The 24,148-nt window shown below is 55.7% G+C and carries 22 protein-coding genes and 2 tRNA genes; 10 read left to right on the forward strand and 14 right to left on the reverse strand.

From position 1 onward, the window contains the following. Window positions 1–51: 51 nt before the first annotated feature. The 7 genes from gudD to syd form a co-directional block, all read right to left on the reverse strand. Window positions 52–1,392, reverse strand: coding sequence for a glucarate dehydratase (gene gudD / locus ACRDD5_RS06515; RefSeq protein ID WP_438676318.1), 1,341 nt, complete (start codon window positions 1,390–1,392; stop codon window positions 52–54). 12 nt (window positions 1,393–1,404) lie between these two features. Then, entirely contained in the window at window positions 1,405–2,745 is a 1,341-nt protein-coding gene (locus ACRDD5_RS06520; RefSeq protein WP_438676319.1) for an enolase C-terminal domain-like protein, read from the reverse strand. Continuing rightward, a complete protein-coding gene (locus ACRDD5_RS06525; RefSeq protein ID WP_271281686.1) occupies window positions 2,745–4,100 on the reverse strand; it encodes an MFS transporter in 1,356 nt (451 codons plus the stop codon). The genes ACRDD5_RS06520 and ACRDD5_RS06525 overlap by 1 nt, the downstream gene beginning before the upstream one ends. A gap of 488 nt (window positions 4,101–4,588) precedes the next feature. Beyond that, entirely contained in the window at window positions 4,589–5,038 is a 450-nt protein-coding gene (locus ACRDD5_RS06530) for a flavodoxin (protein ID WP_271281685.1), read from the reverse strand. Between the two features lie 24 nt (window positions 5,039–5,062). Further along, window positions 5,063–5,836 carry a tRNA pseudouridine(65) synthase TruC gene (gene truC / locus ACRDD5_RS06535; protein WP_438676261.1) on the reverse strand — a complete coding sequence of 258 codons (774 nt, stop codon included), beginning with the start codon at window positions 5,834–5,836 and terminating at the stop codon, window positions 5,063–5,065. Beyond that, on the reverse strand, window positions 5,833–6,159 hold the full coding sequence (locus tag ACRDD5_RS06540; protein WP_271281683.1) for a YqcC family protein: 327 nt from the start codon (window positions 6,157–6,159) through the stop codon (window positions 5,833–5,835). Before ACRDD5_RS06540 ends, truC begins: the two co-directional genes overlap by 4 nt. A 633-nt stretch (window positions 6,160–6,792) precedes the next feature. Next, window positions 6,793–7,338, reverse strand: coding sequence for a SecY-interacting protein (gene syd, locus ACRDD5_RS06545; protein ID WP_438676262.1), 546 nt, complete (start codon window positions 7,336–7,338; stop codon window positions 6,793–6,795). A gap of 69 nt (window positions 7,339–7,407) precedes the next feature. On the opposite strand from syd, the gene queF reads away from it, so the two are divergent. The 5 genes from queF (at window position 7,408) to xni (ending at window position 13,874) form a co-directional block, all read left to right on the forward strand. Further along, window positions 7,408–8,250, forward strand: coding sequence for an NADPH-dependent 7-cyano-7-deazaguanine reductase QueF (queF, locus tag ACRDD5_RS06550; RefSeq protein WP_271281681.1), 843 nt, complete (start codon window positions 7,408–7,410; stop codon window positions 8,248–8,250). A gap of 116 nt (window positions 8,251–8,366) precedes the next feature. Then, window positions 8,367–9,731, forward strand: a complete 1,365-nt coding sequence (gene ppnN / locus ACRDD5_RS06555; protein WP_438676263.1) for a nucleotide 5'-monophosphate nucleosidase PpnN — start codon at window positions 8,367–8,369, stop codon at window positions 9,729–9,731. Window positions 9,732–10,286: 555 nt separating this feature from the next. After that, entirely contained in the window at window positions 10,287–11,576 is a 1,290-nt protein-coding gene (locus tag ACRDD5_RS06560) for an HAAAP family serine/threonine permease (protein ID WP_271281679.1), read from the forward strand. Window positions 11,577–11,639: 63 nt separating this feature from the next. After that, entirely contained in the window at window positions 11,640–13,007 is a 1,368-nt protein-coding gene (locus tag ACRDD5_RS06565; protein ID WP_271281678.1) for an L-serine ammonia-lyase, read from the forward strand. Between the two features lie 111 nt (window positions 13,008–13,118). Next, window positions 13,119–13,874, forward strand: coding sequence for a flap endonuclease Xni (gene xni / locus ACRDD5_RS06570; RefSeq protein WP_438676264.1), 756 nt, complete (start codon window positions 13,119–13,121; stop codon window positions 13,872–13,874). Window positions 13,875–13,946: 72 nt separating this feature from the next. Here xni and rlmM read toward each other — a convergent pair whose 3' ends face one another. The 4 genes from rlmM to ACRDD5_RS06590 all read right to left on the reverse strand — a co-directional run bounded on the left by rlmM (window position 13,947) and on the right by ACRDD5_RS06590 (window position 16,972). Then, a complete protein-coding gene (gene rlmM / locus ACRDD5_RS06575; RefSeq protein ID WP_271281676.1) occupies window positions 13,947–15,047 on the reverse strand; it encodes a 23S rRNA (cytidine(2498)-2'-O)-methyltransferase RlmM in 1,101 nt (366 codons plus the stop codon). Next, a complete protein-coding gene (locus tag ACRDD5_RS06580) occupies window positions 15,040–15,435 on the reverse strand; it encodes a DUF423 domain-containing protein (protein ID WP_039029918.1) in 396 nt (131 codons plus the stop codon). Before ACRDD5_RS06580 ends, rlmM begins: the two co-directional genes overlap by 8 nt. 45 nt (window positions 15,436–15,480) lie before the next feature. Then, the gene (gene gcvA / locus ACRDD5_RS06585; protein WP_271281675.1) at window positions 15,481–16,395 is read right to left on the reverse strand and encodes a glycine cleavage system transcriptional regulator GcvA; all 915 of its coding nucleotides are present in this window, start codon (window positions 16,393–16,395) and stop codon (window positions 15,481–15,483) included. Between the two features lie 349 nt (window positions 16,396–16,744). After that, window positions 16,745–16,972 carry a YgdI/YgdR family lipoprotein gene (locus tag ACRDD5_RS06590; RefSeq protein ID WP_438676265.1) on the reverse strand — a complete coding sequence of 76 codons (228 nt, stop codon included), beginning with the start codon at window positions 16,970–16,972 and terminating at the stop codon, window positions 16,745–16,747. Window positions 16,973–17,163: 191 nt separating this feature from the next. On the opposite strand from ACRDD5_RS06590, the gene csdA reads away from it, so the two are divergent. Both csdA and csdE read left to right on the forward strand, forming a co-directional pair. Next, window positions 17,164–18,372 (forward strand): cysteine desulfurase CsdA, encoded by a 1,209-nt coding sequence (gene csdA, locus ACRDD5_RS06595; RefSeq protein ID WP_438676266.1) that lies wholly within the window; start codon window positions 17,164–17,166, stop codon window positions 18,370–18,372. Further along, window positions 18,369–18,809: a cysteine desulfurase sulfur acceptor subunit CsdE gene (csdE, locus tag ACRDD5_RS06600; RefSeq protein WP_271281672.1), complete on the forward strand. Its 441-nt coding sequence runs from the start codon at window positions 18,369–18,371 to the stop codon at window positions 18,807–18,809. Before csdA ends, csdE begins: the two co-directional genes overlap by 4 nt. Here the strand turns inward: csdE and tcdA are convergent. Both tcdA and mltA read right to left on the reverse strand, forming a co-directional pair. Beyond that, window positions 18,800–19,606 carry a tRNA cyclic N6-threonylcarbamoyladenosine(37) synthase TcdA gene (tcdA, locus tag ACRDD5_RS06605; protein WP_438676267.1) on the reverse strand — a complete coding sequence of 269 codons (807 nt, stop codon included), beginning with the start codon at window positions 19,604–19,606 and terminating at the stop codon, window positions 18,800–18,802. The genes csdE and tcdA overlap by 10 nt on opposite strands. Before the next feature lie 92 nt (window positions 19,607–19,698). Continuing rightward, entirely contained in the window at window positions 19,699–20,796 is a 1,098-nt protein-coding gene (gene mltA / locus ACRDD5_RS06610) for a murein transglycosylase A (RefSeq protein ID WP_271281670.1), read from the reverse strand. 207 nt (window positions 20,797–21,003) lie between these two features. On the opposite strand from mltA, the gene ACRDD5_RS06615 reads away from it, so the two are divergent. Together ACRDD5_RS06615 and ACRDD5_RS06620 are read left to right on the forward strand one after the other, a co-directional pair. Next, window positions 21,004–21,080: transfer RNA gene (locus tag ACRDD5_RS06615), tRNA-Met, on the forward strand. Between the two features lie 44 nt (window positions 21,081–21,124). Then, window positions 21,125–21,201: transfer RNA gene (locus ACRDD5_RS06620), tRNA-Met, on the forward strand. Between the two features lie 87 nt (window positions 21,202–21,288). Here ACRDD5_RS06620 and amiC read toward each other — a convergent pair. Continuing rightward, window positions 21,289–22,542: an N-acetylmuramoyl-L-alanine amidase AmiC gene (gene amiC, locus ACRDD5_RS06625; RefSeq protein ID WP_271281669.1), complete on the reverse strand. Its 1,254-nt coding sequence runs from the start codon at window positions 22,540–22,542 to the stop codon at window positions 21,289–21,291. Between the two features lie 229 nt (window positions 22,543–22,771). Here amiC and argA point away from each other — a divergent pair, with 229 nt between their 5' ends. Then, window positions 22,772–24,103 (forward strand): amino-acid N-acetyltransferase, encoded by a 1,332-nt coding sequence (gene argA / locus ACRDD5_RS06630; protein ID WP_271281668.1) that lies wholly within the window; start codon window positions 22,772–22,774, stop codon window positions 24,101–24,103. Window positions 24,104–24,148 lie beyond the last annotated feature (45 nt).

The following is a 24,148-nucleotide window of genomic DNA, read 5'->3' on the forward strand; positions in this document are numbered from 1 at the left end:
CACCCGGAACGAAAGAGAAAATGCCAGCTCCCGCAGGAACCGGCACTCGTCTTAGCGCACCATGCAAGGGCGCTTGTTGTTGAATGTCCACTCCGGAATCAGGTACTGCATCGCCATCGCATCATCGCGCGCGCCCAGACCGTGCTGCAGATACAGCTCGTGCGCCTTCATTACCTGATCCATATCCAGCTCAACGCCAAGGCCAGGAGTGGTTGGCACCTGCACCATGCCGCCTTTGATTTCGAACGGCTGTTTGGTCAGACGCTGGTTGCCTTCCTGCCAGATCCAGTGGGTGTCAATCGCGGTGATGTTGCCCGGTGCGGCAGCCGCCACATGGGTAAACATCGCCAGCGAGATATCAAAGTGGTTGTTGGAGTGGGAGCCCCAGGTCAGGCCGAACTCGTGACACATCTGCGCCACGCGTACCGAGCCCTGCATAGTCCAGAAGTGCGGGTCCGCCAGCGGAATGTCGACTGACTGCAGCGACAGCGTATGGCCCATTTGACGCCAGTCGGTGGCGATCATGTTGGTCGCGGTCGGCAGGCCGGTGGCGCGACGGAATTCCGCCATCACTTCACGCCCGGAGAAACCCTGCTCAGCGCCACACGGATCCTCTGCGTAGGCCAGCACGCCTTTCAGCTGTTTACCGATCCGAATCGCCTCTTCCAGCGACCAGGCACCGTTTGGATCCAGCGTCACGCGCGCCTGCGGGAAGCGCTTCGCCAGCGCGACAATCGATTCGGCCTCTTCTTCACCGGCCAGCACACCGCCCTTCAGTTTGAAATCGTTAAAGCCGTACTTTTCATAGGCCGCTTCCGCCAGACGCACCACTGAATCCGGGGTCATCGCCTCTTCATGGCGCAGGCGATACCAGTCGCACGCCTCATCCGGCTGGCTCTGATACGGCAGCGGGGTCAGCTTGCGGTTGCCGACGAAGAACAGGTAGCCCAGCATCTCGACTTCAGTGCGCTGCTGCCCGTCACCCAGCAGCGAAGCCACGTTTACGCCCAGGTGCTGACCCAGCAGGTCGAGCATTGCAGCTTCAATACCGGTGACCACGTGAATGGTGGTGCGCAGGTCAAAGGTTTGCAGCCCGCGTCCACCCGCATCGCGGTCGGCGAATTCGCCGCGCACCGCATTGAGGATATTTTTGTAGGCACCCAGGGTTTTACCGACTACCAGCGGGATGGCATCTTCCAGCGTTTTGCGGATCTTCTCGCCGCCCGGGATTTCACCCACGCCGGTATGACCGGAGTTGTCTTTGATAATGACAATGTTACGGGTGAAGAACGGGGCGTGCGCGCCACTCAGGTTCATTAGCATGCTGTCATGGCCGGCAACCGGGATAATCTGCATGGAGGTGACAACAGGCGTAGTAAATGTGCTCATAATTCAATCCTTTAATCAGTGACGACCGAACACCGGGCGTTTACGGTCAAATGTCCAGCCGGGAATAAGGTACTGCATCGGGCCTGCGTCATTACGCGCGCCGCCAGGCAGCTTCTTGTACGCTTCATGCGCTTTGTGGATCTGATCCCAGTCGAGTTCCACGCCAAGCCCCGGTGCATCCGGTACGGCGATCTTGCCGTCTTTTATTTCCAGCGGGTTTTTAGTCAGGCGCGCTTCGCCTTCCTGCCAGATCCAGTGGGTATCAATGGCGGTCGGCGTGCCTGGCGCGGCAGCGCCAACATGGGTGAACATCGCCAGCGAAATATCAAAGTGGTTATTGGAGTGACAACCCCAGGTTAAGCCCCAGTCGTCGCACAGCTGCGCTACACGAACCGCACCGGAGAGCGTCCAGAAATGCGGATCCGCCAGCGGAATATCTACCGAGTTAAGCATGACCGCATGACCCATCTCACGCCAGTTCGTGGCGATCATGTTGGTTGCCACCGGCAGACCGGTGGCACGGCGGAACTCCGCCATCACCTCACGCCCAGAGAATCCCTGCTCTGCGCCGCACGGATCTTCGGCGTAGGTCAGGACATCGCCCAGGCCTTTGCACAGCGCGATGGCTTCATCCAACAGCCAGGCCCCGTTTGGGTCGACGGTAATGCGGGCATCCGGGAAGCGTTTTTTCAGGGCGCGGGCGCTGTCGATCTCCTGCTCGCCCGGCAGAACGCCGCCTTTCAGTTTGAAATCTTTAAAGCCGTAGCGATCCTGCGCTGCTTCAGCCAGACGGACCACCGCCTCGCTGGAGAGGGCTTCCTGGTGACGCAGACGATACCAGTCGTGGCTGCCAGGGGAGCGGTCCAGATACGGTAAGTCGGTTTTGGTGCGATCGCCCAGGTAGAACAGATAACCGAGGACGGTGACTGCATCGCGCTGCTTGCCGGGACCGAGCAGTTCGCACACCGGTACGTTCAGTGCTTTGCCAAGCAGGTCGAGCAGCGCAGCTTCCAGCGCCGCCACGGCGTTAACCCGCAGTTCAAATGTCCAGGCACCTTTACCAAAGGTATCGAAATCGGCGGACTGATTGCCTTTGTGGACGCGCTGCACCACTTTGTTCAGGCGGGCCACTTCCTGGCCGACTACCTGCGGGATGGCATCCACCAGCGTCTGGTAAATCACCTCTCCGCCAGGGGCTTCACCCACGCCGGTATTCCCGGCGTTGTCTGTCAGTACGACGATATTGCGGGTAAACCAGGCGTTATGTGCGCCGCCGATATTCAGCAGCATGCTGTCCTGACCGGCGACCGGAATCACCTTCATTTCCGTCACAACGGGACTCGATTGCATACTCATCATGAGCGCTCCACAACAGGTTTCAGCTCGATACGTTTGATATCACCCACCAGCACCAGATAGCTCAGTACCGCCACCAGGGCATGAATACCGACGTAGATCAGCGCGCCATTGAACGATCCGGTGGTGCCGACGATGTAGCCAATCGCAATCGGGGTCACGATACCGGACACGTTACCGAACATGTTGAACAGACCGCCGCTTAAGCCGCTGATCTCTTTCGGCGCAGTATCTGCCATCACCGCCCAACCCAGCGCACCGATACCTTTACCGAAGAAGGCCATCGCCATAAAGCCGATAATCATCCACTCGGCGTCAACGTAGTTACACACCACCATCGACATGGAGAGCAGCATACCGAGCACGATCGGCGTTTTACGCGCAATATTCAGTGAACCGGTACGACGCATCAGCCAGTCGGAAATCACCCCACCGAGCACGCCACCGATAAAGCCGCAGATGGCCGGAACCGAGGCAACAAATCCGGCTTTCAGAATTGACATGCCGCGAGCCTGCACCAGATAGACCGGGAACCAGGTGATGAAGAAGTAGGTTAATGCGTTGATGCAGTACTGGCCGAGATAGATCCCCACCATCATGCGGGAACCCACCAGCTGTTTAATTTGACCCCATTTCTGACTGAACGGGACTTTCTCTTTACTGCCGGCCTGGTCCATGTTGATCAGCGCGCCACCGGCGGCGATGTAGTCAAGCTCTTTCTGGTTTACGCCAGGGTGCTGGTTAGGTTCGTGGATCACTTTCAGCCAGACGAAGCTGATGATAATGCCCAGACCACCCATGAAGAAGAACACGTGCGACCAACCCACTTCGTGCGTCAGCCAACCCATGATAGGGGCGAAGATCACCGTGGCGAAGTACTGTGCGGAGTTAAAAATGGAAACTGCCGTTCCCCTCTCCTGCGCCGGGAACCAGGCCGCGACAATGCGACTGTTGCCCGGGAAGGACGGCGCTTCTGCCAGCCCTACGAGGAAGCGCAGCGTAAAGAGCGCAACGATGATGCCAAAGCCGTTAAAGATATCAACGAAGCCCTGCAGCAGGGTGAACATGGACCAGATAAAGATGGACCAGAAATAGACGCGTTTTGAACCGAAGCGATCCAGTAACCAACCGCCCGGGATTTGGCCAATAACATAGGCCCATGAGAATGCGGAGAAAACGTAACCCATCCCAACCGCATCCAGACCGATATCTTTTGCCATTTCTGAACCGGCAATCGACAGCGTGGCGCGGTCGCCATAGTTGAAGGATGTGACGATAAACAGCATCACCACAATCCAGTAGCGAGCATTTGTGCGCTTTTCAGCGCTGCTTGCAGCCTGGCTTAATGTACTCATTATTGCACTCCTGAATCATAGCTTTTTCGCTACGTTCATTCTGAACAACGCGACCTGTAGGGTACTCAGAATGACGTGTTTGTGTTTTTTGCAGTTTTCAACGTTAAGGTCGTATCGCCTTGCTTACTGCATTTTTATTAACTGGCGAGAAAAGTATAAGAAAGGAACAAGGCCACCCTCACCGTGCAACAACACAACATTGGTACAGTCATGTTCAGTTGTTTATGGCAAAAGCCCAGGCCAATGGAAGAGACTTCACGGAAATGAAAACTGCATGGCAGTAAGCGGCAGGCGAGCTGCAGGGAATCTCGGGAGTGTGAATCAGGTCGCTTGACGCAGTGAAAATGCCTGCTAATGCCCCTGATTACGATAGGGATTTGAGGGCGATTGCCCAAAGCTAACTCGATTCAGTGACCTTACACTTTATGCAAGGTCGTTTTGTTAACTGGCAACGGGCTCTGGCCCCCCGCATCCGGGAGGGCCAGAGCTTATTTTAACAACGTACCCCAGTTTTCTACCCAGGGATTGGATTCGCTTTCCGGCTCTGGGTGTTCAGAGGCATCAATCATCAGCATTTCACCCACGCGCTGGGCGCTTTGCTCTTGCAGCAGGGCATCGAACTGCTTACCGCCGCCGCAGAAATTCGCGTAGGTGCTGTCGCCAAGGGCGATGATGCCGTAGCGCGTCTCGGGCTGATAGCCGAGCGTAGTTTTGATGCTCTCAAACAGCGGCACGATACTGTCTGGCAGATCGCCCTGTCCGGTTGTCGAGGTGACCACCAGTACATAGTCGCTCTGGTATTTTTGCCAGTCGGCCAGATCTGAATCTTCATAGACCGTGGCTTTATGCCCCATTCCCGCGAGAATGGCTTCGGCCTCTTCTGCCACCAGCAGCGCATTGCCATACATCGTACCGACAAAAATTCCGACTACAGCCATGTTTTACTCCCTGATTAGACGCGATTACCGATCATCCTGAACGTTGGCGACTTCAAACTCAACCCTTTCATTTTCGGGGAGTTGCCCGCACCAGCCAAACTGTGACAGCGCCTGCATCCACACCGCGTCCAGCCCGGCGCGAATGATCAGCGGCTCGTTGGTAAACGGATGCGTCAGGCTCAGCTGGCTGGCGTGCAGCATCAGGCGATTGCAGCCAAAATGCTCTGCGGCACTGCGATTCTGCCGCAGGTCGCCGTGTTTGCTGTCGCCGATAATCGGGTGGCGCAGATGCGTCAGATGACGACGCAGCTGATGCTTGCGGCCGGTCTTCGGTTCCAGTTCAACCAGGCTGTAGCGCGAGGTCGGGAACTTGCTGACGGCGACCGGCATTTCGGTGGTCGCCAGGCCGCGATAATCCGTCACCGCAGGCTGCGGGCCTTTGTCATCACGAGCAAATTTATCGGCGATTTTATCCAGCTCTTCGACCAGCGGATAATCCAGCGTTGCCGCATCGGTCAACCAGCCGCGGGTGATGGCATGGTAGCGTTTCTGGATCTGGTGCTGTTCAAACTGCTGCGACAAGCGTCGACCGGCCTCGCTAGACAGCCCCATCAGCAGCACGCCAGATGTGGGTCTGTCGAGCCGATGGGCAGTAAAAACGTGCTGACCAATCTGATCGCGCACGGTCTGCATCACCACCACTTTTTCATCCCGATCAAGCCAGCTACGGTGAACCAGCCAGCCTGAGGGTTTGTTGACGGCGACTAGCCACTCGTCCTGGTAAAGGATTTCGATCATGACGGCTCGCCAAATAACGCATCCAGCGCCAGCAGTTCCGCTAACACGACATCGCGGGCCGGGTGGGCGGCATCCAGCGCCATTTCATAATAGGGGGCAATGGCAAAGCCGTTTGGCAGCGGGTGACCGCCGTCAATTAAGGCGTGCATGCGGGGGATGAGCACCCACTGCAGCCATTCAAACGGCTCCAGGGTATCCATGCAGAAGGGTTGCGTACTCTCAAATGCGTCAGGCTGCGGCGCCGTCACTTGCCACAGTTGATGATCGCGCAATAGAGCTTCGAGTGCGTGCAGCTGTGCGCGCACGCTGTCGGGATGCGTCATGGAAAACCTCAACTGAAAAACTGAACGGCGCGCAGCATAGCAAAGACCGCGCAGAAATAAAAAAAAGGGAGCACTGTAAAAACAGTGCTCCCGGTTCGTTTCGCAGCAATCCAGCTACTTTTGGTGCTCCCTGCTCGTCCGTGACAACTTTTCCTCTGACCCGAAGGTCTGGTCTTCCCTCGACCGCTGCTTCCTGCACACATCATCCTGATGTGTCTGTTTCATCCTGAAACGTCCTGGTCTTCCTGACCCACCGGACATCCGTACCGGCTCTCATTCTCCTTCCTGGAGGTGTCCTTTAACGCGTCCTGCGTTATCCTCTTGCTTCTTCCTGAAGCCTTCCTTGTTGCGCCTTCCTGACGTATCCAAATTAAGAAACGCCATCATCCTGATGTTCGTTTCTTGCGTCGCTGTCCTGTCGACAGACATAGAATCCCTTATTCCGCTTCGTCTTACAAGGTACCCTGTAAGCCAAATTAAAGTGATAACGCAAGCCATCCACGCGCAGCAAAAAAATAATTCATTGATATTATTGATTATTATTAGATTAAGATTGATGTGACGTTCGATTTATTGCGTCGATCTCTCACAGTCTTTGTAAGAGATCTCTCACAAGCACAGTAGTATTCTGGATTACACGACGGGATGAAGGTGGTTGAGGAAATCCGCAAGAGAATCAGAGAGTACCTGGCGGGTTCGCGTACCAATCGTCTCTTTGAGGACCTCGCCCGTAAGATTACAGACGGAGATAATATCCAGTTCGCTGTCCAGCGTGGCGATGAAGAACGTCGGCGACAGCTTCAGGCGTTTTTGCGTGACCAGATGCCCGATCAGGTTCTCCTGCACGCGCAGGAAATCGTCTTCGCTCCAGGTTTGCAGCAGCATCAGCGTTTCATTTTCGAAGCGAGCGCACATATCCCCGGCAAACTGTGTGGTATAGAACGCGATTACGGCTGGTTGTACCACAATATTCATCGCGCGTTCAATTGGCTTTACATTCTGCTCTGCCGTAAACGGCTGCGGCTGCCAGATGACACTGTCTGTGGAGGCGGTAATAATGCACGGCGAAGGGATGCCGGACAGCGCTTCGCTCTGGGGCCAGGTTCCTTTTTGTTCATGCCATGCGTCGCAATAGCGCGCGGTAAACGCCTTCAAAGCCGCAGCAGTCTCTTTATCCACCGGTTTCTCTCTTTATATAAGCCAGGATACACTCAGCCGTATAGTTTACCTTTAAAGTGACAATGAAACATGTCTTACGAAAACCATGATGCCTTATCGGGCTTAACGCTGGGCAAAACCACTGCCTACCGTGATACCTACGATGCCAGCCTGCTGCAGGGCGTCCCGCGCAGCCTCAATCGCGATCCTCTGGGCCTGAAAGCCGATGCCCTGCCCTTCCACGGCGGCGATATCTGGACCCTGTATGAACTCTCCTGGCTGAACGCCCGCGGCTTACCGCAGGTGGCGGTGGGTCACGTTGAACTCGATTACACCAGCATCAACCTGGTGGAGTCCAAGAGCTTTAAACTGTACCTCAACAGCTTTAACCAGACCCGCTTTGACAGCTGGGAAGCGGTTCAGCGTACGCTGGAGCGCGATTTACGTTCCTGTGCACAAGGCAACGTAACGGTGGCGCTGTATCGTGTTGATGAACTGGAAGGTCAGCCTATCGCCCACTTCCACGGCACCTGCATTGACGAGCAGGATATTGCGATCGACAACTACCAGTTTGACACCGCCTGGCTGGAAAATGCCGCCAGCGGCAAAGTGGTGGAAGAGACGCTGGTCAGTCACCTGCTGAAATCCAACTGTCTGATCACCCATCAGCCCGACTGGGGTTCGGTACAAATCCAGTATCGCGGGGCAAAAATCGACCGCGAAAAGCTGCTGCGCTATCTGGTCTCTTTCCGTAACCATAATGAATTCCACGAGCAGTGCGTCGAGCGCATCTTCAATGACATTCTGCAGTTCTGCCAGCCAGAATGCCTGAGCGTCTACGCGCGCTATACCCGACGCGGCGGGCTGGACATCAATCCATGGCGCAGCAATACCGATTTCGTACCGGCAACCGGCCGTTTAGTGCGTCAGTAACAGAAATAATTTCACAATATGCGCGGTAGCTTCCGCGCTTTGGGTTGTGAAAGGTCATAAGCCAGGGCTATTGTAATCAACAGGGAAAGACGATAAACGTCCCATAAGGAGCTCACTTGATTACACATATTAGCCCGCTTGGCTCAATGGATATGTTGTCGCAGCTGGAAGTGGACATGCTCAAGAGCACGGCCAGCAGCGATCTTTATCAACTGTTTCGCAACTGTTCACTTGCCGTTCTGAACTCCGGCAGCCTGACCGACAACAGCAAAGAGCTGCTGTCCCGCTTTGAAAGCTTCGATATTAATGTCCTGCGCCGGGAACGTGGCGTGAAGCTGGAGCTGATCAACCCGCCAGAAGATGCCTTTGTCGACGGACGCATCATCCGTGCGCTGCAGGCCAACCTGTTTGCGGTGCTGCGCGATATCCTGTTTGTTAACGGCCAAATCAGCAATGCCGGGCGTTTCCAGCATCTGGATCTGGACAGCTCAGTCCACATCACCAACCTGGTGTTCTCCATTCTGCGTAACGCGCGTGCCCTACACGTAGGGGAAGCACCGAACACCGTCGTCTGCTGGGGCGGGCACTCCATTAACGAAAACGAATATCTGTACGCCCGTCGCGTAGGGACCCAGCTGGGCCTGCGCGAGCTGAATATCTGCACGGGCTGCGGCCCCGGCGCGATGGAAGCGCCAATGAAAGGTGCGGCGGTTGGCCACGCTCAGCAGCGCTATAAAGAAGGGCGCTTCATTGGCATGACCGAGCCGTCGATCATTGCCGCTGAGCCGCCTAATCCGCTGGTCAACGAACTGATCATCATGCCGGACATCGAGAAGCGTCTGGAGGCGTTCGTGCGTATCGCTCACGGGATTATCATCTTCCCTGGCGGCGTGGGTACGGCGGAAGAGCTGCTGTATCTGCTGGGTATTTTGATGCATCCGGCCAACAAGGACCAGGTACTGCCGCTGATCCTGACCGGCCCGAAAGAGAGCGCCGACTACTTCCGCGTGATGGATGAGTTTATCGTCCACACCCTGGGGGAAGCCGCACGTCGTCACTATCGCATTATCATCGATGACCCGGCAGAAGTTGCACGTCTGATGAAAAAGGCCATGCCGCAGGTGAAAGAGAACCGCCGCGACACCGGGGATGCCTACAGCTTTAACTGGTCAATCCGTATCTCCCCGGATCTGCAAATCCCGTTTGAACCGTCGCACGAGAACATGGCGAACCTGAAACTGTATCCCGATCAGCCCGTTGAAGTGCTCGCCGCCGATCTGCGTCGCGCGTTCTCCGGCATTGTGGCGGGTAACGTTAAAGAGGTGGGCATCCAGGCCATTGAAGAGTTCGGCCCGTATAAAATTCATGGCGACCCCGAGATGATGCGGCGCATGGACGATCTGCTGCAGGGCTTCGTCGCTCAGCACCGTATGAAGCTGCCAGGCTCTGCCTATATCCCTTGTTACGAGATTTGCGCGTAGTCTTTTAAGCCCGGCGCATCAGCCGGGCTAACAATCCTCTCTTCCACAGCCGGGTAAGGCCTTTTCGCCGCCCGGCTTATTTATTCCTGTCAGCCACATAGCCCGCCATTCAATATAATTTTCACTTATGTTTTTGCTATTTCATAACACAACGCAAACGATTACCTCACAATTGAAACCGTGTCTTATCATCCCTGAACGCCAGATACCGCCAAAAAACACTATAAATGAGCATCTTTACAGCGTAAGTCACCTATCTTTAAGGGCGCTCTATCTCATCGCATGTCGTTAATGGTAGCCTTCGCGACCATTAATTTGCCATGACGTTTCCTTAGCAGACAAATGGTCTAAATATATCCACATCAAAAGTGGATTATCGCATTTGGGATCACGATCACTGATAGATCCATTACGAAAATGTATCTTTCCGCCCGCCAAAAGAGACGGGTAAAAATTATATAAAAACCGTCACTGAACGAATTTCATATTACCGTCAGGCCGTTTTTCATCGGATTTGACTTGAAACCTGACATTTAGCTACTTCCTGGAGACACAATGGAAACCACCCAAACCAGCACCGTTGCTTCGATTGAATCCCGAAGCGGATGGCGTAAATCAGATACCATGTGGATGCTTGGCCTGTACGGTACAGCAATCGGCGCTGGTGTTCTTTTCCTGCCTATTAACGCGGGCGTTGGCGGATTAATTCCGCTGATTATCATGGCGATTATCGCTTTCCCGATGACCTACTTTGCACACCGCGGTCTGACCCGTTTTGTGCTGTCCGGTAAAAACCCGGGTGAAGACATCACCGAAGTTGTTGAAGAACATTTCGGTATCGGCGCAGGTAAACTGATTACCCTGCTCTACTTCTTCGCGATTTACCCGATTCTATTGGTGTACAGCGTCGCCATCACCAACACGGTGGATAGCTTCATGACCCACCAGCTGGGAATGACCCCACCACCGCGCGCCATTCTGTCGCTGATCCTGATCGTCGGCATGATGACCATCGTGCGCTTCGGTGAGCAGATGATCGTGAAAGCGATGAGCGTGCTGGTGTTCCCGTTCGTTATCGCCCTGATGGTGCTGGCGTGCTACCTGATCCCACAGTGGAACGGTGCGGCGCTGGATACCCTCTCCTTCAGCAGCGCATCAGCAACCGGTAACGGCCTGCTGATGACCCTGTGGCTGGCGATCCCGGTTATGGTGTTCTCCTTCAACCACTCCCCGATCATCTCCTCCTTCGCGGTCGCAAAGCGTGAAGAGTACGGTCAGGGCGCAGAGAAGAAGTGCTCCAGCATCCTGGCACGCGCTCACATCATGATGGTAATTACCGTTATGTTCTTCGTCTTCAGCTGTGTACTGAGCCTGTCCCCGGCGGACCTGGCAGCAGCTAAAGCCCAGAACATCTCGATTCTTTCTTACCTGGCGAACCACTTTAATGCACCGGTGATTGCCTGGATGGCACCGATCATCGCCATTATCGCGATTACTAAATCCTTCCTCGGCCACTACCTGGGCGCACGTGAAGGCTTTAACGGCATGGTGATTAAATCCCTGCGCGGTAAAGGCAAAAGCATTGAAATCAGCAAACTGAACAAAATCACCGCGCTGTTTATGCTGCTGACCACCTGGGCAGTGGCGACCATGAACCCGAGCATCCTCGGCATGATCGAAACCCTGGGCGGTCCGATTATCGCGATGATCCTGTTCCTGATGCCGATGTACGCGATTCAGAAAGTACCCGCGATGCGTAAATACAGCGGCCATATCAGCAACGTCTTCGTTGTGATTATGGGTCTGATTGCCATCTCCGCTATCTTCTTCTCACTGTTCGCTTAATTCCTCTCGCGCCGTCTTCGGACGGCGCACCCTTCTCTACACACGGAAAGCAAGAGACGCATCATGATTAGCGTTTTCGATATTTTTAAAATCGGCATTGGTCCTTCCAGCTCGCATACCGTCGGGCCAATGAAAGCCGGTAAACTCTTCACGGATGATCTCATTTCACGCGGCATTTTGCGCGATACCACCCGCGTGGTGGTTGATGTCTATGGCTCCCTGTCGCTCACCGGCAAAGGCCACCATACCGATATCGCCATCATTATGGGGCTGGCGGGCAACCTGCCGGATACCGTTGATATTGACGCGATCCCTGATTTTATCCAGGACGTGAATACCCATGGCCGACTGCTGCTGGCCAAAGGCGAACATGAAGTTGAATTCCCGGTTGATCGCTGCATGAATTTTCATGCTGATAATCTGTCGCTGCACGAAAACGGGATGCGGATCACCGCCCTGGCCGGCGACAAAGCGATTTACAGCCAGACTTATTACTCCATCGGCGGTGGGTTTATCGTCGATGAAGAACACTTTGGTCAGAGCAACAGCGCGCCTGTGGCGGTGCCGTACCCGTATAAATCGGCGGCAGACCTCCAGCGCCATTGCCAGGAAAGCGGCCTGTCGCTCTCCGGCCTGATGATGAAAAACGAACTGGCGCTGCACAGTAAAGAAGCGCTGGAACAGCACTTTGCTAACGTCTGGGATGTGATGCGCGGCGGTATTGAACGCGGTATCACCACCGAGGGCGTTCTGCCGGGCAAACTGCGCGTCCCGCGTCGTGCGGCAGCGCTGCGCCGGATGCTGGTCAGCAGCGACAAAACCACCAGCGATCCCATGGCGGTCGTGGACTGGATCAACATGTTCGCGCTGGCCGTCAACGAAGAGAACGCTGCGGGTGGCCGCGTGGTCACCGCGCCAACAAACGGCGCCTGCGGTATCGTTCCAGCGGTGCTGGCCTATTACGACAAGTTCATTCGCGAAGTCAACGCCAACTCACTGGCACGCTACATGCTGGTTACCAGCGCCATCGGCTCGCTGTACAAGATGAATGCCTCTATTTCAGGCGCAGAAGTCGGTTGCCAGGGTGAAGTGGGCGTGGCGTGTTCCATGGCGGCGGCTGGCCTTGCTGAGCTGCTGGGCGGTAGCCCGATGCAGGTCTGCATTGCCGCAGAAATTGGCATGGAGCATAACCTCGGTCTGACCTGCGATCCGGTCGCGGGTCAGGTACAGGTACCGTGCATCGAACGTAACGCGATTGCTTCGGTGAAGGCAGTCAATGCTGCACGTATGGCCCTGCGCCGTACCAGCGAGCCGCGCGTCTGCCTCGATAAAGTCATCGAAACCATGTACGAAACCGGGAAAGACATGAACGCCAAATACCGCGAAACCTCTCGCGGCGGTCTGGCGATGAAAGTGGTCACCTGCGATTAAGTCCAACAGGAGCTTCGTTTTGCGAGGCTCCTTCTCGTTCTTCCCGCCTCTCGTAGTTTCATCCCGCCGACGGTGTTACCCTTCATCCACTGGATTTAAGAGGGATTATCTGTGGCTGTTCATCTACTTATTGTCGACGCGCTGAATTTAATTCGCCGTATCCACGCGGTACAGGGCACGCCCTGCAAAGATACTTGCCTGAACGCGCTGGAACAGCTTATTCGCCACAGTCAGCCCACCCACGTGGTGGCGGTGTTCGATGACGAGGCGCGTAATACCGGCTGGCGCCATCAGCGTTTAGCGGACTACAAGGCCGGACGCGCGCCGATGCCGGAAGATCTGCATGCCGAAATGCCGGTCATCCGCGCGGCCTTTGAGCAGCGCGGCGTGCCCTGCTGGGGCGCACAGGGCAACGAAGCCGACGACCTCGCCGCCACGCTGGCGGTAAAAATCGCCGGTGCCGGGCATCAGGCCACAATCGTCTCCACCGACAAGGGCTACTGTCAGCTGCTCTCACCGACCATCCGCATCCGCGATTATTTCCAGAAGCGCTGGCTGGATGCCCCCTTTATCGCCGCCGAATTTGGCGTATCACCCCAGCAGCTGCCGGACTACTGGGGTCTGGCGGGGATCAGCAGCTCAAAAGTACCGGGCGTAGCGGGCATTGGCCCGAAAAGCGCCGCGCAGCTACTGAAGGATTTTCAGGATCTGGAGGGGATTTACGCGCGACTGGATGAAGTGCCAGAAAAGTGGCGCAAAAAACTGGAGGCGCACAAAGAGATGGCCTTTATCTGCCGCGACGTGGCACGACTACAGACTGATTTACAGCTCGACGGGAATTTACAGCAGCTGCGTTTAGCGCGGTAATTTTGGCCCGGTGGCGCTACGCTTCCCGGGCCCGGGAGATACATCCCTCTTCGTCAAAGAAGAGGGTTAACACTATCTCTCGTCGCGACGTCCGCCTGTGGCAGCCCACCAGCGGCGAACATGCACGGTCACCTCTTCGCGGTCGTGATAGAGCTGGCGCGCCTGAATGACCACGTTAATACCGTGTTCATCCATCTGCTCCTGAATGTAAGCCAGGTTCTGAGAGACTTCCTCATAGCGTTTTTTCATTGGCAGCTTGAGGTTAAAAATGGTCTCGCGACACCAGCCATTGACCAGCCAGGAGGCCATCAGTGCCGCCACTTTCGCGGGTTTTTCTACCATGTCGCACACCATCCAGGCGATGTTGTTGCGCGTTGGACGGTAGCGGAAGCCATCTTCACGCAGCCAGGTCACCTGCCCGGTATCCATCAGGCTTTGCGCAATAGGGCCGTTATCAACGGAAGAGACCCACATGTTGCGTTTCACCAGCTGATAGGTCCAGCCGCCAGGACAGGCGCCCAGATCCACCGCATGCATCCCGTTTGCCAGGCGCTCATCCCACTCGTCGGCAGGAATAAAAATGTGGAACGCCTCCTCCAGCTTAAGGGTGGAGCGGCTCGGCGCATCAGAAGGGAACTTCAGACGCGGGATCCCCATATAAAACGGCGAGTTGTTGTTGGTGTACGAGTAGCCGGTGTAGCAACAGCCAGGCGCAATAAAGAACACATGCACGACCGGGCGCTTTGGCGTTTCGTAATTGGTGAGAACGCCGACGTCACGCAGTGCGGCACGCAGTGGCACGGTGAACTTGCGGCAGAACTTCATCAGCTCTTTGCTTTCGTTGGTATCGGCAACTTCAACGCGCAGATCGCCACCTTTCTCCACCACACCCTGCAACATACCAACAATCGGCGTGATGCGATCTTCCGGCGGAAGATCCTTCAGCAGTTCACCCGCAACAAACATCTGGCGAGCAAAAATCAGCGAGCTAAACGGCAATTCGCGAACCAGTTTGTCCGCGTCCTCTACCTGATAGCATTCGAAAACGACATAGCCAGCATTCTCTTTGACGCGGGCAAAACCAAACACCTCGCGCTGCGTGGCTTTATCCGTGATTTCCGCGGCACACTCTTTTTCAAAACCCGGGCGACAATATAAGACAACTTTATTCATGAACAACGCCCTTGCGTTTAAGACGGAAAGAACCGATTAACATTAATACCCACCCGACCAGGAAGCTGACGCCGCCGACCGGGGTAACAAACGCCCACAGGCGTAAATGTGACAGCGCAAGGCAGTACAGGCTACCGCTGAACAGCACGGTACCCAGCGCCATAAATACGCTGCTCCAGTAAAACCAGATACTGATGCGACGCTGCATCGCCACGGCCAGTCCGAAGATGGCCAGCGTATGAAACGCCTGATATTCCAGGCCGGTGTGGATCCAACCCATCTCCACAACGCCCAACGATTTTCGTAAGACATGTGCGCCAAAAGCCCCCAGCGCAACAAAAATAAAGCCACTGACTGCGGCAAAAATCAGCATAAAACGGCTGGTCATGTGTCTGTCCTAAAGTAGTGCGCGTCCTGCACGCAAAAGAGAGTATTACTCGTAGCGAAAGCGAAATTTTTCCTGCTCGTTTGCCGCCCTGGCCAGGATCCACTGGCGAAACGCGGCTATTTTACCCAGTTCTGCCTGACTGTCATGACAAACCAGATAAAACGCATTCTTACTGACCAGAACATCATTAAAAGGACACACCAGGCGCCCTGCTTCTATTTCGGACTGCGACATCACGTTATTCGCCAGCGCAACGCCCTGACCGTGGATAGCCGCCTGCAGCACCATCGCACTATGGCTAAAGATCGGCCCCTGCTGCACGTTGATATGATTCAGGCCCAGCTGGCGGGTATAGGTTTGCCAGTCACGACGAGAAGCATCGTGCAACAGCGTATGCTGCGCCAGATCGGCCGGCGTTTTTAACGCCTTCTCACCCGTTAACAGTAGCGGTGAACAGACCGGCAGCAAATATTCTGCGTACAATTTTTCGACACGCAGGCCAGGCCAGTTGCCACGACCATAGAAAATGGCCACGTCGACGTCGTCTGCCAGCTTGTCTTCCTGGCGGTCGACAGCCTGGATTCGAACGTCGATCCCCGGATAAGCTGAGTTAAAGCTTGAGAGTCTTGGCACCAGCCACTGGATGGCAAAACTGGGCAATAAACTGACCGTCAGCGCGCCTTTTGCGCTCCGCGCCTGAAGCTTGCGGGTCGCGTCGGTTAGCTGGGAAAAGATCTCTTTGATATCCTGGAAATAGCTCTGCCCCTCTTCCGTCAAAAGGAGGGAACGATTGCGGCGGCGGAACAGCTTGAGGCCCAGGAAATCCTCGAGAGACTTGATTTGATGGCTGACTGCGGCCTGAGTCACAAAAAGCTCATCAGCCGCGCGCGTGAAGCTTAAATGACGCGCAGCAGCATCAAATACACGTAATGCATTCAGTGGTGGTAATCGCTTTGACATGGTTATCTGGCTTAGATGTTAACGGCTTTTAACAAACAGGAAACAACGTTTAACCTATTAGTTTTTTTTATCTGAGCCATTATAATTTGTCCGTTGAGGAACTACCAGCAAATACCTATAGTGGCGGCACTTCCTGAGCCGGAACGAAAAGCTTTTATTGGAATGCGTGTTCTGATGAGCTTTTGGCTTACGGTTGTGATGTTGTGTTGTTGTGTTTGCAATTGGTCTGCGATTCAGACCTCGGTAGCAACGCTACCAATTTTTCACTTCCTGTACATTTACCCTGTCTGTCCATAGTGATTAATGTAGCACCGCCCAATTGCGGTGCTTTTTTTTGGCTGCTATTCCATTAATGTTCCAGTTCAACCATCTCTTTTACATCACCACGGTTGATTTGCTGTTTATTCCCGTTCGCATCTTTATACGAGATCATCCCGGTTTCATTGTCGGTTTGCGGCTTACCGTCTGCAACAATGGCACGACCGTCGTTGGTATGCATCACGTAGTTAGGGCTTGAACAAGCGCTCAGGGCAAAGGTAAACATACAGGCAGAAACAATAGCGATAGACTTTTTCATGTTCTTCTCCTTCAGCAATTAATGCTATATGAACCATGTTTAAAACAGGCTAAGACATTCTCCTGACTCTATTTCAGCATAACCTGCTTCCTCCGTACCGCTTGCACAAACAGACAATTCCGATAGAGATCAACCTCCTTGCCCTGCTGCTCAATTTGCGCGACGATCTAATGACGATAAAGAGGAATTCCATGAACGCATTCAGCCCTGCCCATTTTCGCGCGCAGTTTCCGGCGCTGGCCGATGCCGGTGTCTATCTTGATAGTGCCGCGACGGCACTCAAGCCGCAGGCGGTCATTGACGCGACGCACCAGTTTTACAGCCTAAGCGCAGGCAATGTTCATCGCAGTCAGTTTGCCGAGGCGCAACGCTTAACCGCGCGCTACGAAGCGGCGCGCGATCAGGTCGCCAGCCTGCTAAATGCCAAAAGCGGCAAGAACATTGTCTGGACGCGGGGCACCACCGAAGCCATCAATATGGTAGCCCAGTGCTACGCCCGCCCGCGCCTGCAGCCGGGCGACGAGATTATCGTCAGCGAGGCGGAACACCACGCGAACCTGGTGCCGTGGCTGATGGTGGCCGAACAGACCGGTGCCCGGGTGGTGAAGCTCCCCTTGGGCGCAGACCGCCTTGCCGATGTCGCCCGCCTGCCCGAGTTGATCACCCCGCGCAGCCGTATCCTCGCACTGGGGCAGATGTCCAACGTCACCGGCGGCTGCCCGGATCTTGCCCGCGCCATTAGCATCGCCCACGCCCATGGCATGGTGGTGATGGTGGACGGCGCGCAAGGGGTGGTGCACTTCCCGGCGGACGTGCAGCAGCTGGATATCGACTTCTACGCGTTCTCCGGGCATAAGCTGTACGGTCCGACCGGTATCGGGGCACTGTACGGGAAAGCGGAACTGCTGGAACAGATGACGCCGTGGCTCGGCGGCGGCAAGATGATCGCTGAAGTGAGCTTCGACGGGTTTAAAACCCAGGACGTGCCCTATCGCCTGGAAGCAGGCACGCCGAACGTCGCCGGGGTGATTGGCCTGAGCGCGGCGCTGGAGTGGCTGGCGGATATCGATCTGCAGCAGGCTGAGAGCTGGAGCCGCGGGCTGGCGACGCTTGCCGAAGACGCCCTGCAAAAACGCCCCGGTTTTCGCTCTTTTCGCGTGCAGGATTCGAGCCTGCTGGCGTTCGATTTTGCGGGTGTCCATCACAGCGACATGGTGACCCTGCTGGCGGAGTACGGCATTGCCCTGCGCGCCGGTCAGCACTGTGCTCAGCCGCTGCTGGCGGCACTCGGCGTCAACGGGACGCTGCGCGTCTCGTTTGCTCCTTATAACACCCAAAGCGATGTCGATGCGCTGGTTGCCGCCGTCGATCGCGCCCTTGCCCTACTGGTGGATGAATGACAAGCCCAACTCTGGCCGGACACCCGTTCGGCACCGTCATCACTGAAGAGACGTTAAAACACACCTTCGCCCCGCTGAATCAGTGGGAAGACAAATATCGCCAGCTGATCCTGTTGGGCAAACAGCTGCCTGCCCTTTCCGATGAACTGAAAGCGCAGGCAAAAGAGATCCCCGGCTGCGAAAACCGCGTCTGGCTTGGCGTCACGCCTGTAGGGGATAAGCTGCACTTCTTCGGTGACAGTGAAGGACGGATTGTTCGCGGGTTACTGGCGGTTCTGCTGACGGCTGTCGAGGGGAAAACGGCGGCGCAGCTGCTGGCCGAAAGCCCGCTGGCGCTGTTTGATGAACTGGGATTACGCGGTCAGCTGAGCGCCTCGCGCAGCCAGGGGCTGGCTGCGCTGAGTGAGGCAGTGCTGGAGGCGGCGCGTCAGGCCTGACGCTCGGCCTTCGCCATCATCTTTTTCAGGGCGTGAGATACCGCAATAAAGCCAAACGTCGCGGTCACCATGGTGGCCGCGCCAAAACCGGAGGCACAGTCCATCCGCTTTGGCCCTTCAGCCGTGCTCTTCATGGCGCACACCGAGCCGTCCGCCTGCGGATAAACCAGCGCTTCGGTTGAGAAGACACAGTCCACGCCCAGCTTGCCTTTGCTGTTTTTCACCACCCCAAAGTCGCTCTTCAGCCGCTCGCGCAGTTTGGCCGCCAGCGGATCCTGAATCGTCTTCGCCAGATCGGCCACCTGGATCTGCGTCGGATCAATCTGTCCGCCCGCACCACCGGTGGTCACCAGCGGAACTTTGTTGCGACGACACCAGGCGATCAGTGCCGCTTTAGGCCGCACGCTGTCGATGGCGTCGATCACATAGCTGTAGCCTGCGCCCATATACTGCGCCACGTTCTCGGCGGTGACAAAATCGTCGATCACCGTCACCCGGCATTCCGGGTTGATCTGACGGATGCGTTCCGCCATCACCTCAGACTTGGCCAGCCCGACGCTGTCACGCAGGGCATGAATTTGACGGTTAGTGTTGGTGACGCAGACGTCGTCCATGTCGATTAACGTAATGGCGCCGATCCCGGTACGTGCCAGCGCTTCCGCCGCCCATGAGCCCACGCCGCCAATCCCGACCACGCAAACGTGCGCCCCGGCAAACAGCTGCAGGGCTTTTTCACCATATAAACGCGCGGTGCCACCAAAACGCTGGCGCCAGGCTTCGCTCATTACCACAGACATAAGACCTCAGATGTAAAAAGGGTGAGAGTTTCCTCTCACCCCAGCCCTCTGTTAATAAGAGGGAGGAAAACAGTGCCGAAATATTATCATACTCAGCCGCTAAAAACGCTGCCTGCCCCCGGCGCGGTTTTCAGCACCCAGACGCGTCCATAGTGGTTATACCAACCCGCGCGGTGGCCTGCATCCGGGCCAATCCCCTGGTAGATGTCAAAGTGCTGGCCTTTGATTGCGCCGCCGACGTCCAGCGCCACCATCAGGCGCAGCTCGTACTGGCCGGAGAATTTACCGTTGTGATCCAGCGTAGGCACTTCTGCCAGCAGGGTGGTGCCCGGCGGGATCACGGTCTTGTCAGAGGCTACCGACGCTCGGCCAATCAGCGGTACGGCACTCGCGCCCTTCACCGGGGCAAAGTTTTGCGGCTTAAAGAAGACGAAGGACGGGTTTTGCTCCAGCAGCTCGCGCACTTCATATTCGCTGTGCTTTTCGCCCCACTCGCGGATCGCCTGCATCGACATGTCTTCTCGCTTCACTTCGCCACGGTCGATCAGCACCTTGCCGATGCTGCGATAGGCGTGGCCGTTCTTACCGGAGTAGCTAAAGAAGTTAAGCGGGCTGCCGTCGCCAAAATCAATATAGCCGCTGCCCTGCACATCCATAATGAAGTTATCCATCAGCGAGTTGCTGTAGGCGAGGATGTAAGTCTCATTCAGCGCACCGGAGTAAATCTCGGCACGGGACGGCAGACGACCGCGTTTTGGCGGCATGCGGTAGATGGGATACTTGAACTCACCCTGTGCGGTATGGCGCGCCTGCACCACCGGAGTGTAGTAGCCGGTGAACTGGACATTACCGTAGTTATCGGTGCCTTCCATCTGCCACGCATCGAGACCGTACTGGCGCATGGTGCGGGTATCGCCCCCGGCACGCAGCCAATCCTGCACAGCATTATAGATAGCGTTCTGCGAACCATACAGCCGTGGTGAGGCGCTGCGGATCTGACTCACCTGTTCCGCATAGTCGCCGCCATTGATTGGCGCGCCCACGGCGTCAGGCTGATTCACTAAAGAGAAAGGCTGGGTGAATTTCCCATCTTTATATTGCTGACCGCGATCGGTCGGTTTGGAGGAACAGGCTGCAAGCATTGCTACCAGTGCGCCCGTCATCAGATACTTCGCCCAACGTCCTTTCATTGTCTCTCGTCTTTAAGTTGCCCGTTTCTGCGAAATGAAGATAACAAACCGGCAGGGGTATTGAAATGCGATTACATCCCCTTAGCTAAATTTTGCGCAATAAACGCTCTGATTGTTGCCAAATTGTTCAAACAAAGCTTAATTTGATGAATATTACCAAAAAGGGTTGCAACAAAAAGTCATCCGAGTATAGTGCGCATCCACGGACGCGGGGTGGAGCAGCCTGGTAGCTCGTCGGGCTCATAACCCGAAGGTCGTCAGTTCAAATCTGGCCCCCGCAACCAATTAAAATTTGATGAAGTATTTTTCTACAGAGTAGAAAGACGGACGCGGGGTGGAGCAGCCTGGTAGCTCGTCGGGCTCATAACCCGAAGGTCGTCGGTTCAAATCCGGCCCCCGCAACCAATACTTCTAAAAACAAATAACACCCTCAAGGGTGTTTTTTTGTATCTGCAGTTTGTCATTTTACCGGGCGTTAACCCGGCATCCTGATTATCCTCTTCTGGCTAACGTCGCCCCGTCAGAGAAGTATGCCTTTATCCCCGCCAGAATCGACTCCGCCACTTCCTGCTGGAACGCCGCCGTTTTGAGCTTACGCTCCTCTTCCACGTTACTGATAAACGCCGTTTCGACCAGAATCGACGGGATATCCGGCGCTTTCAGCACCGCAAACCCCGCCTGCTCGACGCTGTTCTTATGCAGTTTATTCACCCTGCCCAGTTTACCCAGCACCGCTTTACCAAACTTCAGGCTGTCGGTGATGGTCAGGGACTGCACCATATCGAACAGGGTGTGATCGACATAGCGATCGCCGCTCTTACTGACGCCACCGATCAGGTCAGAGGCGTTCTGCGAATCTGCCAGCAGTTTTGCAGCCGTACTGGTTGCCCCTTTGGTCGACAGCGCAAACACCGACGATCCGCTGGGCTGACGGCTGGTAAAGGCGTCCGCATGAATAGAGACGAACAGATCCGCGCGCTGCTTTTGCGCTTTGGCAACGCGCACCTTCAGCGGAATAAAGACGTCTTCGTTGCGCGTCATGTAGGCGCGCATGTTGCTTTCTCTGTCGATCAACGCCTTCAGGCGGCGGCCGATCTGCAGCACCACGTCTTTTTCACGCGTATGGTATTTGCCCACCGCACCGGAGTCTTCCCCGCCGTGACCAGGATCGAGCATGATCACAATCGGGCGATCGCGTCCGGCTTTCCCCGGCTTCGGACCGCTTTGTGCAGGCGGAACCTGCTTTTCGAGATCGCCTTTGTTGTAATCTTCGAGCAAGGCCAGAAGCGGATCCTGAATATCCGTCGCGTTCGCCGGATAGAGATCCATCACCAGACGCTCTTTAAAACCGGCTACCGGCGCAAGAGCGAACAGTTGCGGCTTCACGTTCTGCTTCAGTTCAAACACCATCCGCACGGTATTCGGATCAAACTGCCCGACGCGCGCTGACTTGATGTAAGGATCGTCACCACGGATCTGCGCACTCATGCCTTTCAGAACCGAGTTCAGATTTACGCCTTCAATATCCACCACCACGCGCTCAGGATTGCTCAGCGCGAACTGCTTATAGTTCAGGATCCGGTTTGACTCGACCGTGACGCGGGTATAGGTCGACGATGGCCAGACGCGTACCGCTACCACCTGACTGACGGCAGCAAGCCCCACCTGACTTACGCTAAGTAACCACATGGCCCCGGCCCCTTGTAACAGGCGGCGACGACTTAATGCTTTACTGGATCCCGACATGCTTCTCCCGAGCAAAGATATCGAATAAATTCTCATTACGTCCAAATTGACCGAAAACTTTAACGAATGATGCATAAGCTGTCACCCAGAAAAGGGTAAACAATCATACGTTAACCTACGGTTTGGTCTGATTTTCTTTGTTACGGCAAAAAGTTTGGCTTGCGCGCAAGGCGATATTCGAATAAAAATACAAAAATTACGAATAAACATTCATTAAAGGGGTTGTGCCGTGGTGAAGGAACGTCGAATCGAACTGGTCCAGGGTTTTCGCCATTCTGTTCCCTATATCAATACCCATCGGGGAAAAACGTTTGTCATCATGCTGGGTGGCGAAGCCATTGAGCATGAAAACTTCTCCAGCATAGTTAATGATATCGGCCTGCTGCACAGCCTGGGTATTCGCCTTGTGGTGGTGTATGGCGCCCGTCCGCAGATTGAAGCCAATCTGTCCGTTCATCAACACGAACCCCTTTACCATAAACACACCCGCGTCACCGATGCCAAAACGCTGGAGCTGGTTAAGCAGGCTGCCGGTCTGCTGCAGCTGGATATTACTGCGCGGCTGTCGATGAGCCTGAATAACACCCCGCTGCAGGGGGCGCACATCAACGTGGTCAGCGGCAATTTTATTATTGCGCAGCCGCTTGGCGTCGACGACGGTGTAGATTACTGCCACAGCGGGCGTATTCGTCGTATTGATGAAGAAGCCATCCACCGCCAGCTGGACGGCGGTGCGATTGTGCTGACCGGCCCGGTCGCGGTCTCTGTCACCGGCGAAAGCTTTAACCTCACGTCGGAAGAGATTGCCACCCAGCTGGCCATCAAACTGAAGGCTGAGAAAATGATCGGCTTCTGCTCCTCGCAGGGGGTAATCAACGAGCTGGGGAATATCGTCTCTGAGCTGTTCCCTAACGAAGCCCAGGCGCGGGTAGAAGCGCTGGAAGAACAAGGGGATTACTACTCCGGCACGGTGCGTTTCCTGCGCGGTGCGGTCAAAGCCTGCCGCAGCGGCGTGCGCCGCAGCCATTTGATCAGCTACCAGGAAGATGGCGCCCTGCTGCAGGAGCTGTTCTCCCGCGACGGTATCGGTACCCAGATTGTGATGGAGAGCGCCGAGCAGATCCGTCGTGCCACCATCAATGACATCGGCGGGATCCTCGAGCTTATTCGCCCGCTGGAGCAGCAGGGGATCCTGGTACGTCGCTCGCGCGAGCAGCTGGAGATGGAGATCGACAAGTTCACGATCATTCAGCGCGACAATCTCACCATCGCCTGTGCAGCGCTGTACCCCTTCCCGGAAGAGAAGATTGGTGAAATGGCCTGCGTGGCCGTACATCCGGACTACCGCAGCTCATCGCGCGGCGAGGTGCTGCTGGAGCGGATCGCCGTTCAGGCGCGCCAGCAGGGCCTGAGCAAGCTGTTTGTGCTCACCACCCGCAGCATCCACTGGTTCCAGGAACGCGGTTTCTCGCCGGTGGATATCGATTCCCTGCCGGAATCCAAAAAAGAGATGTACAACTATCAGCGCCGCTCAAAGGTGCTGATGGCGGATTTAAGCTAACTCGCCGTCACCGCTCAGGCCGGGCATACGCCCGGCTTTTGACTG

This window comes from Silvania sp., assembly GCF_051656365.1.
GTDB classification, from domain to species: domain Bacteria; phylum Pseudomonadota; class Gammaproteobacteria; order Enterobacterales; family Enterobacteriaceae; genus Enterobacter; species Enterobacter hatchlandensis.

Excerpts from the sequence above, each read along its gene's own strand:
- ACRDD5_RS06520 (WP_438676319.1), bottom strand. The coding sequence starts at position 2,745 with ATGAGTATGCAATCGAGTCCCGTTGTGACGGAAATGAAGGTGATTCCG.
- ACRDD5_RS06525 (WP_271281686.1), bottom strand. The coding sequence starts at position 4,100 with ATGAGTACATTAAGCCAGGCTGCAAGCAGCGCTGAAAAGCGCACAAAT.
- ACRDD5_RS06530 (WP_271281685.1), bottom strand. The coding sequence starts at position 5,038 with ATGGCTGTAGTCGGAATTTTTGTCGGTACGATGTATGGCAATGCGCTG.
- truC (WP_438676261.1), bottom strand. The coding sequence starts at position 5,836 with ATGATCGAAATCCTTTACCAGGACGAGTGGCTAGTCGCCGTCAACAAA.
- ACRDD5_RS06540 (WP_271281683.1), bottom strand. The coding sequence starts at position 6,159 with ATGACGCATCCCGACAGCGTGCGCGCACAGCTGCACGCACTCGAAGCT.
- queF (WP_271281681.1), top strand. The coding sequence starts at position 7,408 with ATGTCTTACGAAAACCATGATGCCTTATCGGGCTTAACGCTGGGCAAA.
- ACRDD5_RS06560 (WP_271281679.1), top strand. The coding sequence starts at position 10,287 with ATGGAAACCACCCAAACCAGCACCGTTGCTTCGATTGAATCCCGAAGC.
- ACRDD5_RS06565 (WP_271281678.1), top strand. The coding sequence starts at position 11,640 with ATGATTAGCGTTTTCGATATTTTTAAAATCGGCATTGGTCCTTCCAGC.
- rlmM (WP_271281676.1), bottom strand. The coding sequence starts at position 15,047 with ATGAATAAAGTTGTCTTATATTGTCGCCCGGGTTTTGAAAAAGAGTGT.
- ACRDD5_RS06580 (WP_039029918.1), bottom strand. The coding sequence starts at position 15,435 with ATGACCAGCCGTTTTATGCTGATTTTTGCCGCAGTCAGTGGCTTTATT.
- gcvA (WP_271281675.1), bottom strand. The coding sequence starts at position 16,395 with ATGTCAAAGCGATTACCACCACTGAATGCATTACGTGTATTTGATGCT.
- ACRDD5_RS06590 (WP_438676265.1), bottom strand. The coding sequence starts at position 16,972 with ATGAAAAAGTCTATCGCTATTGTTTCTGCCTGTATGTTTACCTTTGCC.
- csdA (WP_438676266.1), top strand. The coding sequence starts at position 17,164 with ATGAACGCATTCAGCCCTGCCCATTTTCGCGCGCAGTTTCCGGCGCTG.
- csdE (WP_271281672.1), top strand. The coding sequence starts at position 18,369 with ATGACAAGCCCAACTCTGGCCGGACACCCGTTCGGCACCGTCATCACT.
- tcdA (WP_438676267.1), bottom strand. The coding sequence starts at position 19,606 with ATGTCTGTGGTAATGAGCGAAGCCTGGCGCCAGCGTTTTGGTGGCACC.
- mltA (WP_271281670.1), bottom strand. The coding sequence starts at position 20,796 with ATGAAAGGACGTTGGGCGAAGTATCTGATGACGGGCGCACTGGTAGCA.
- amiC (WP_271281669.1), bottom strand. The coding sequence starts at position 22,542 with ATGTCGGGATCCAGTAAAGCATTAAGTCGTCGCCGCCTGTTACAAGGG.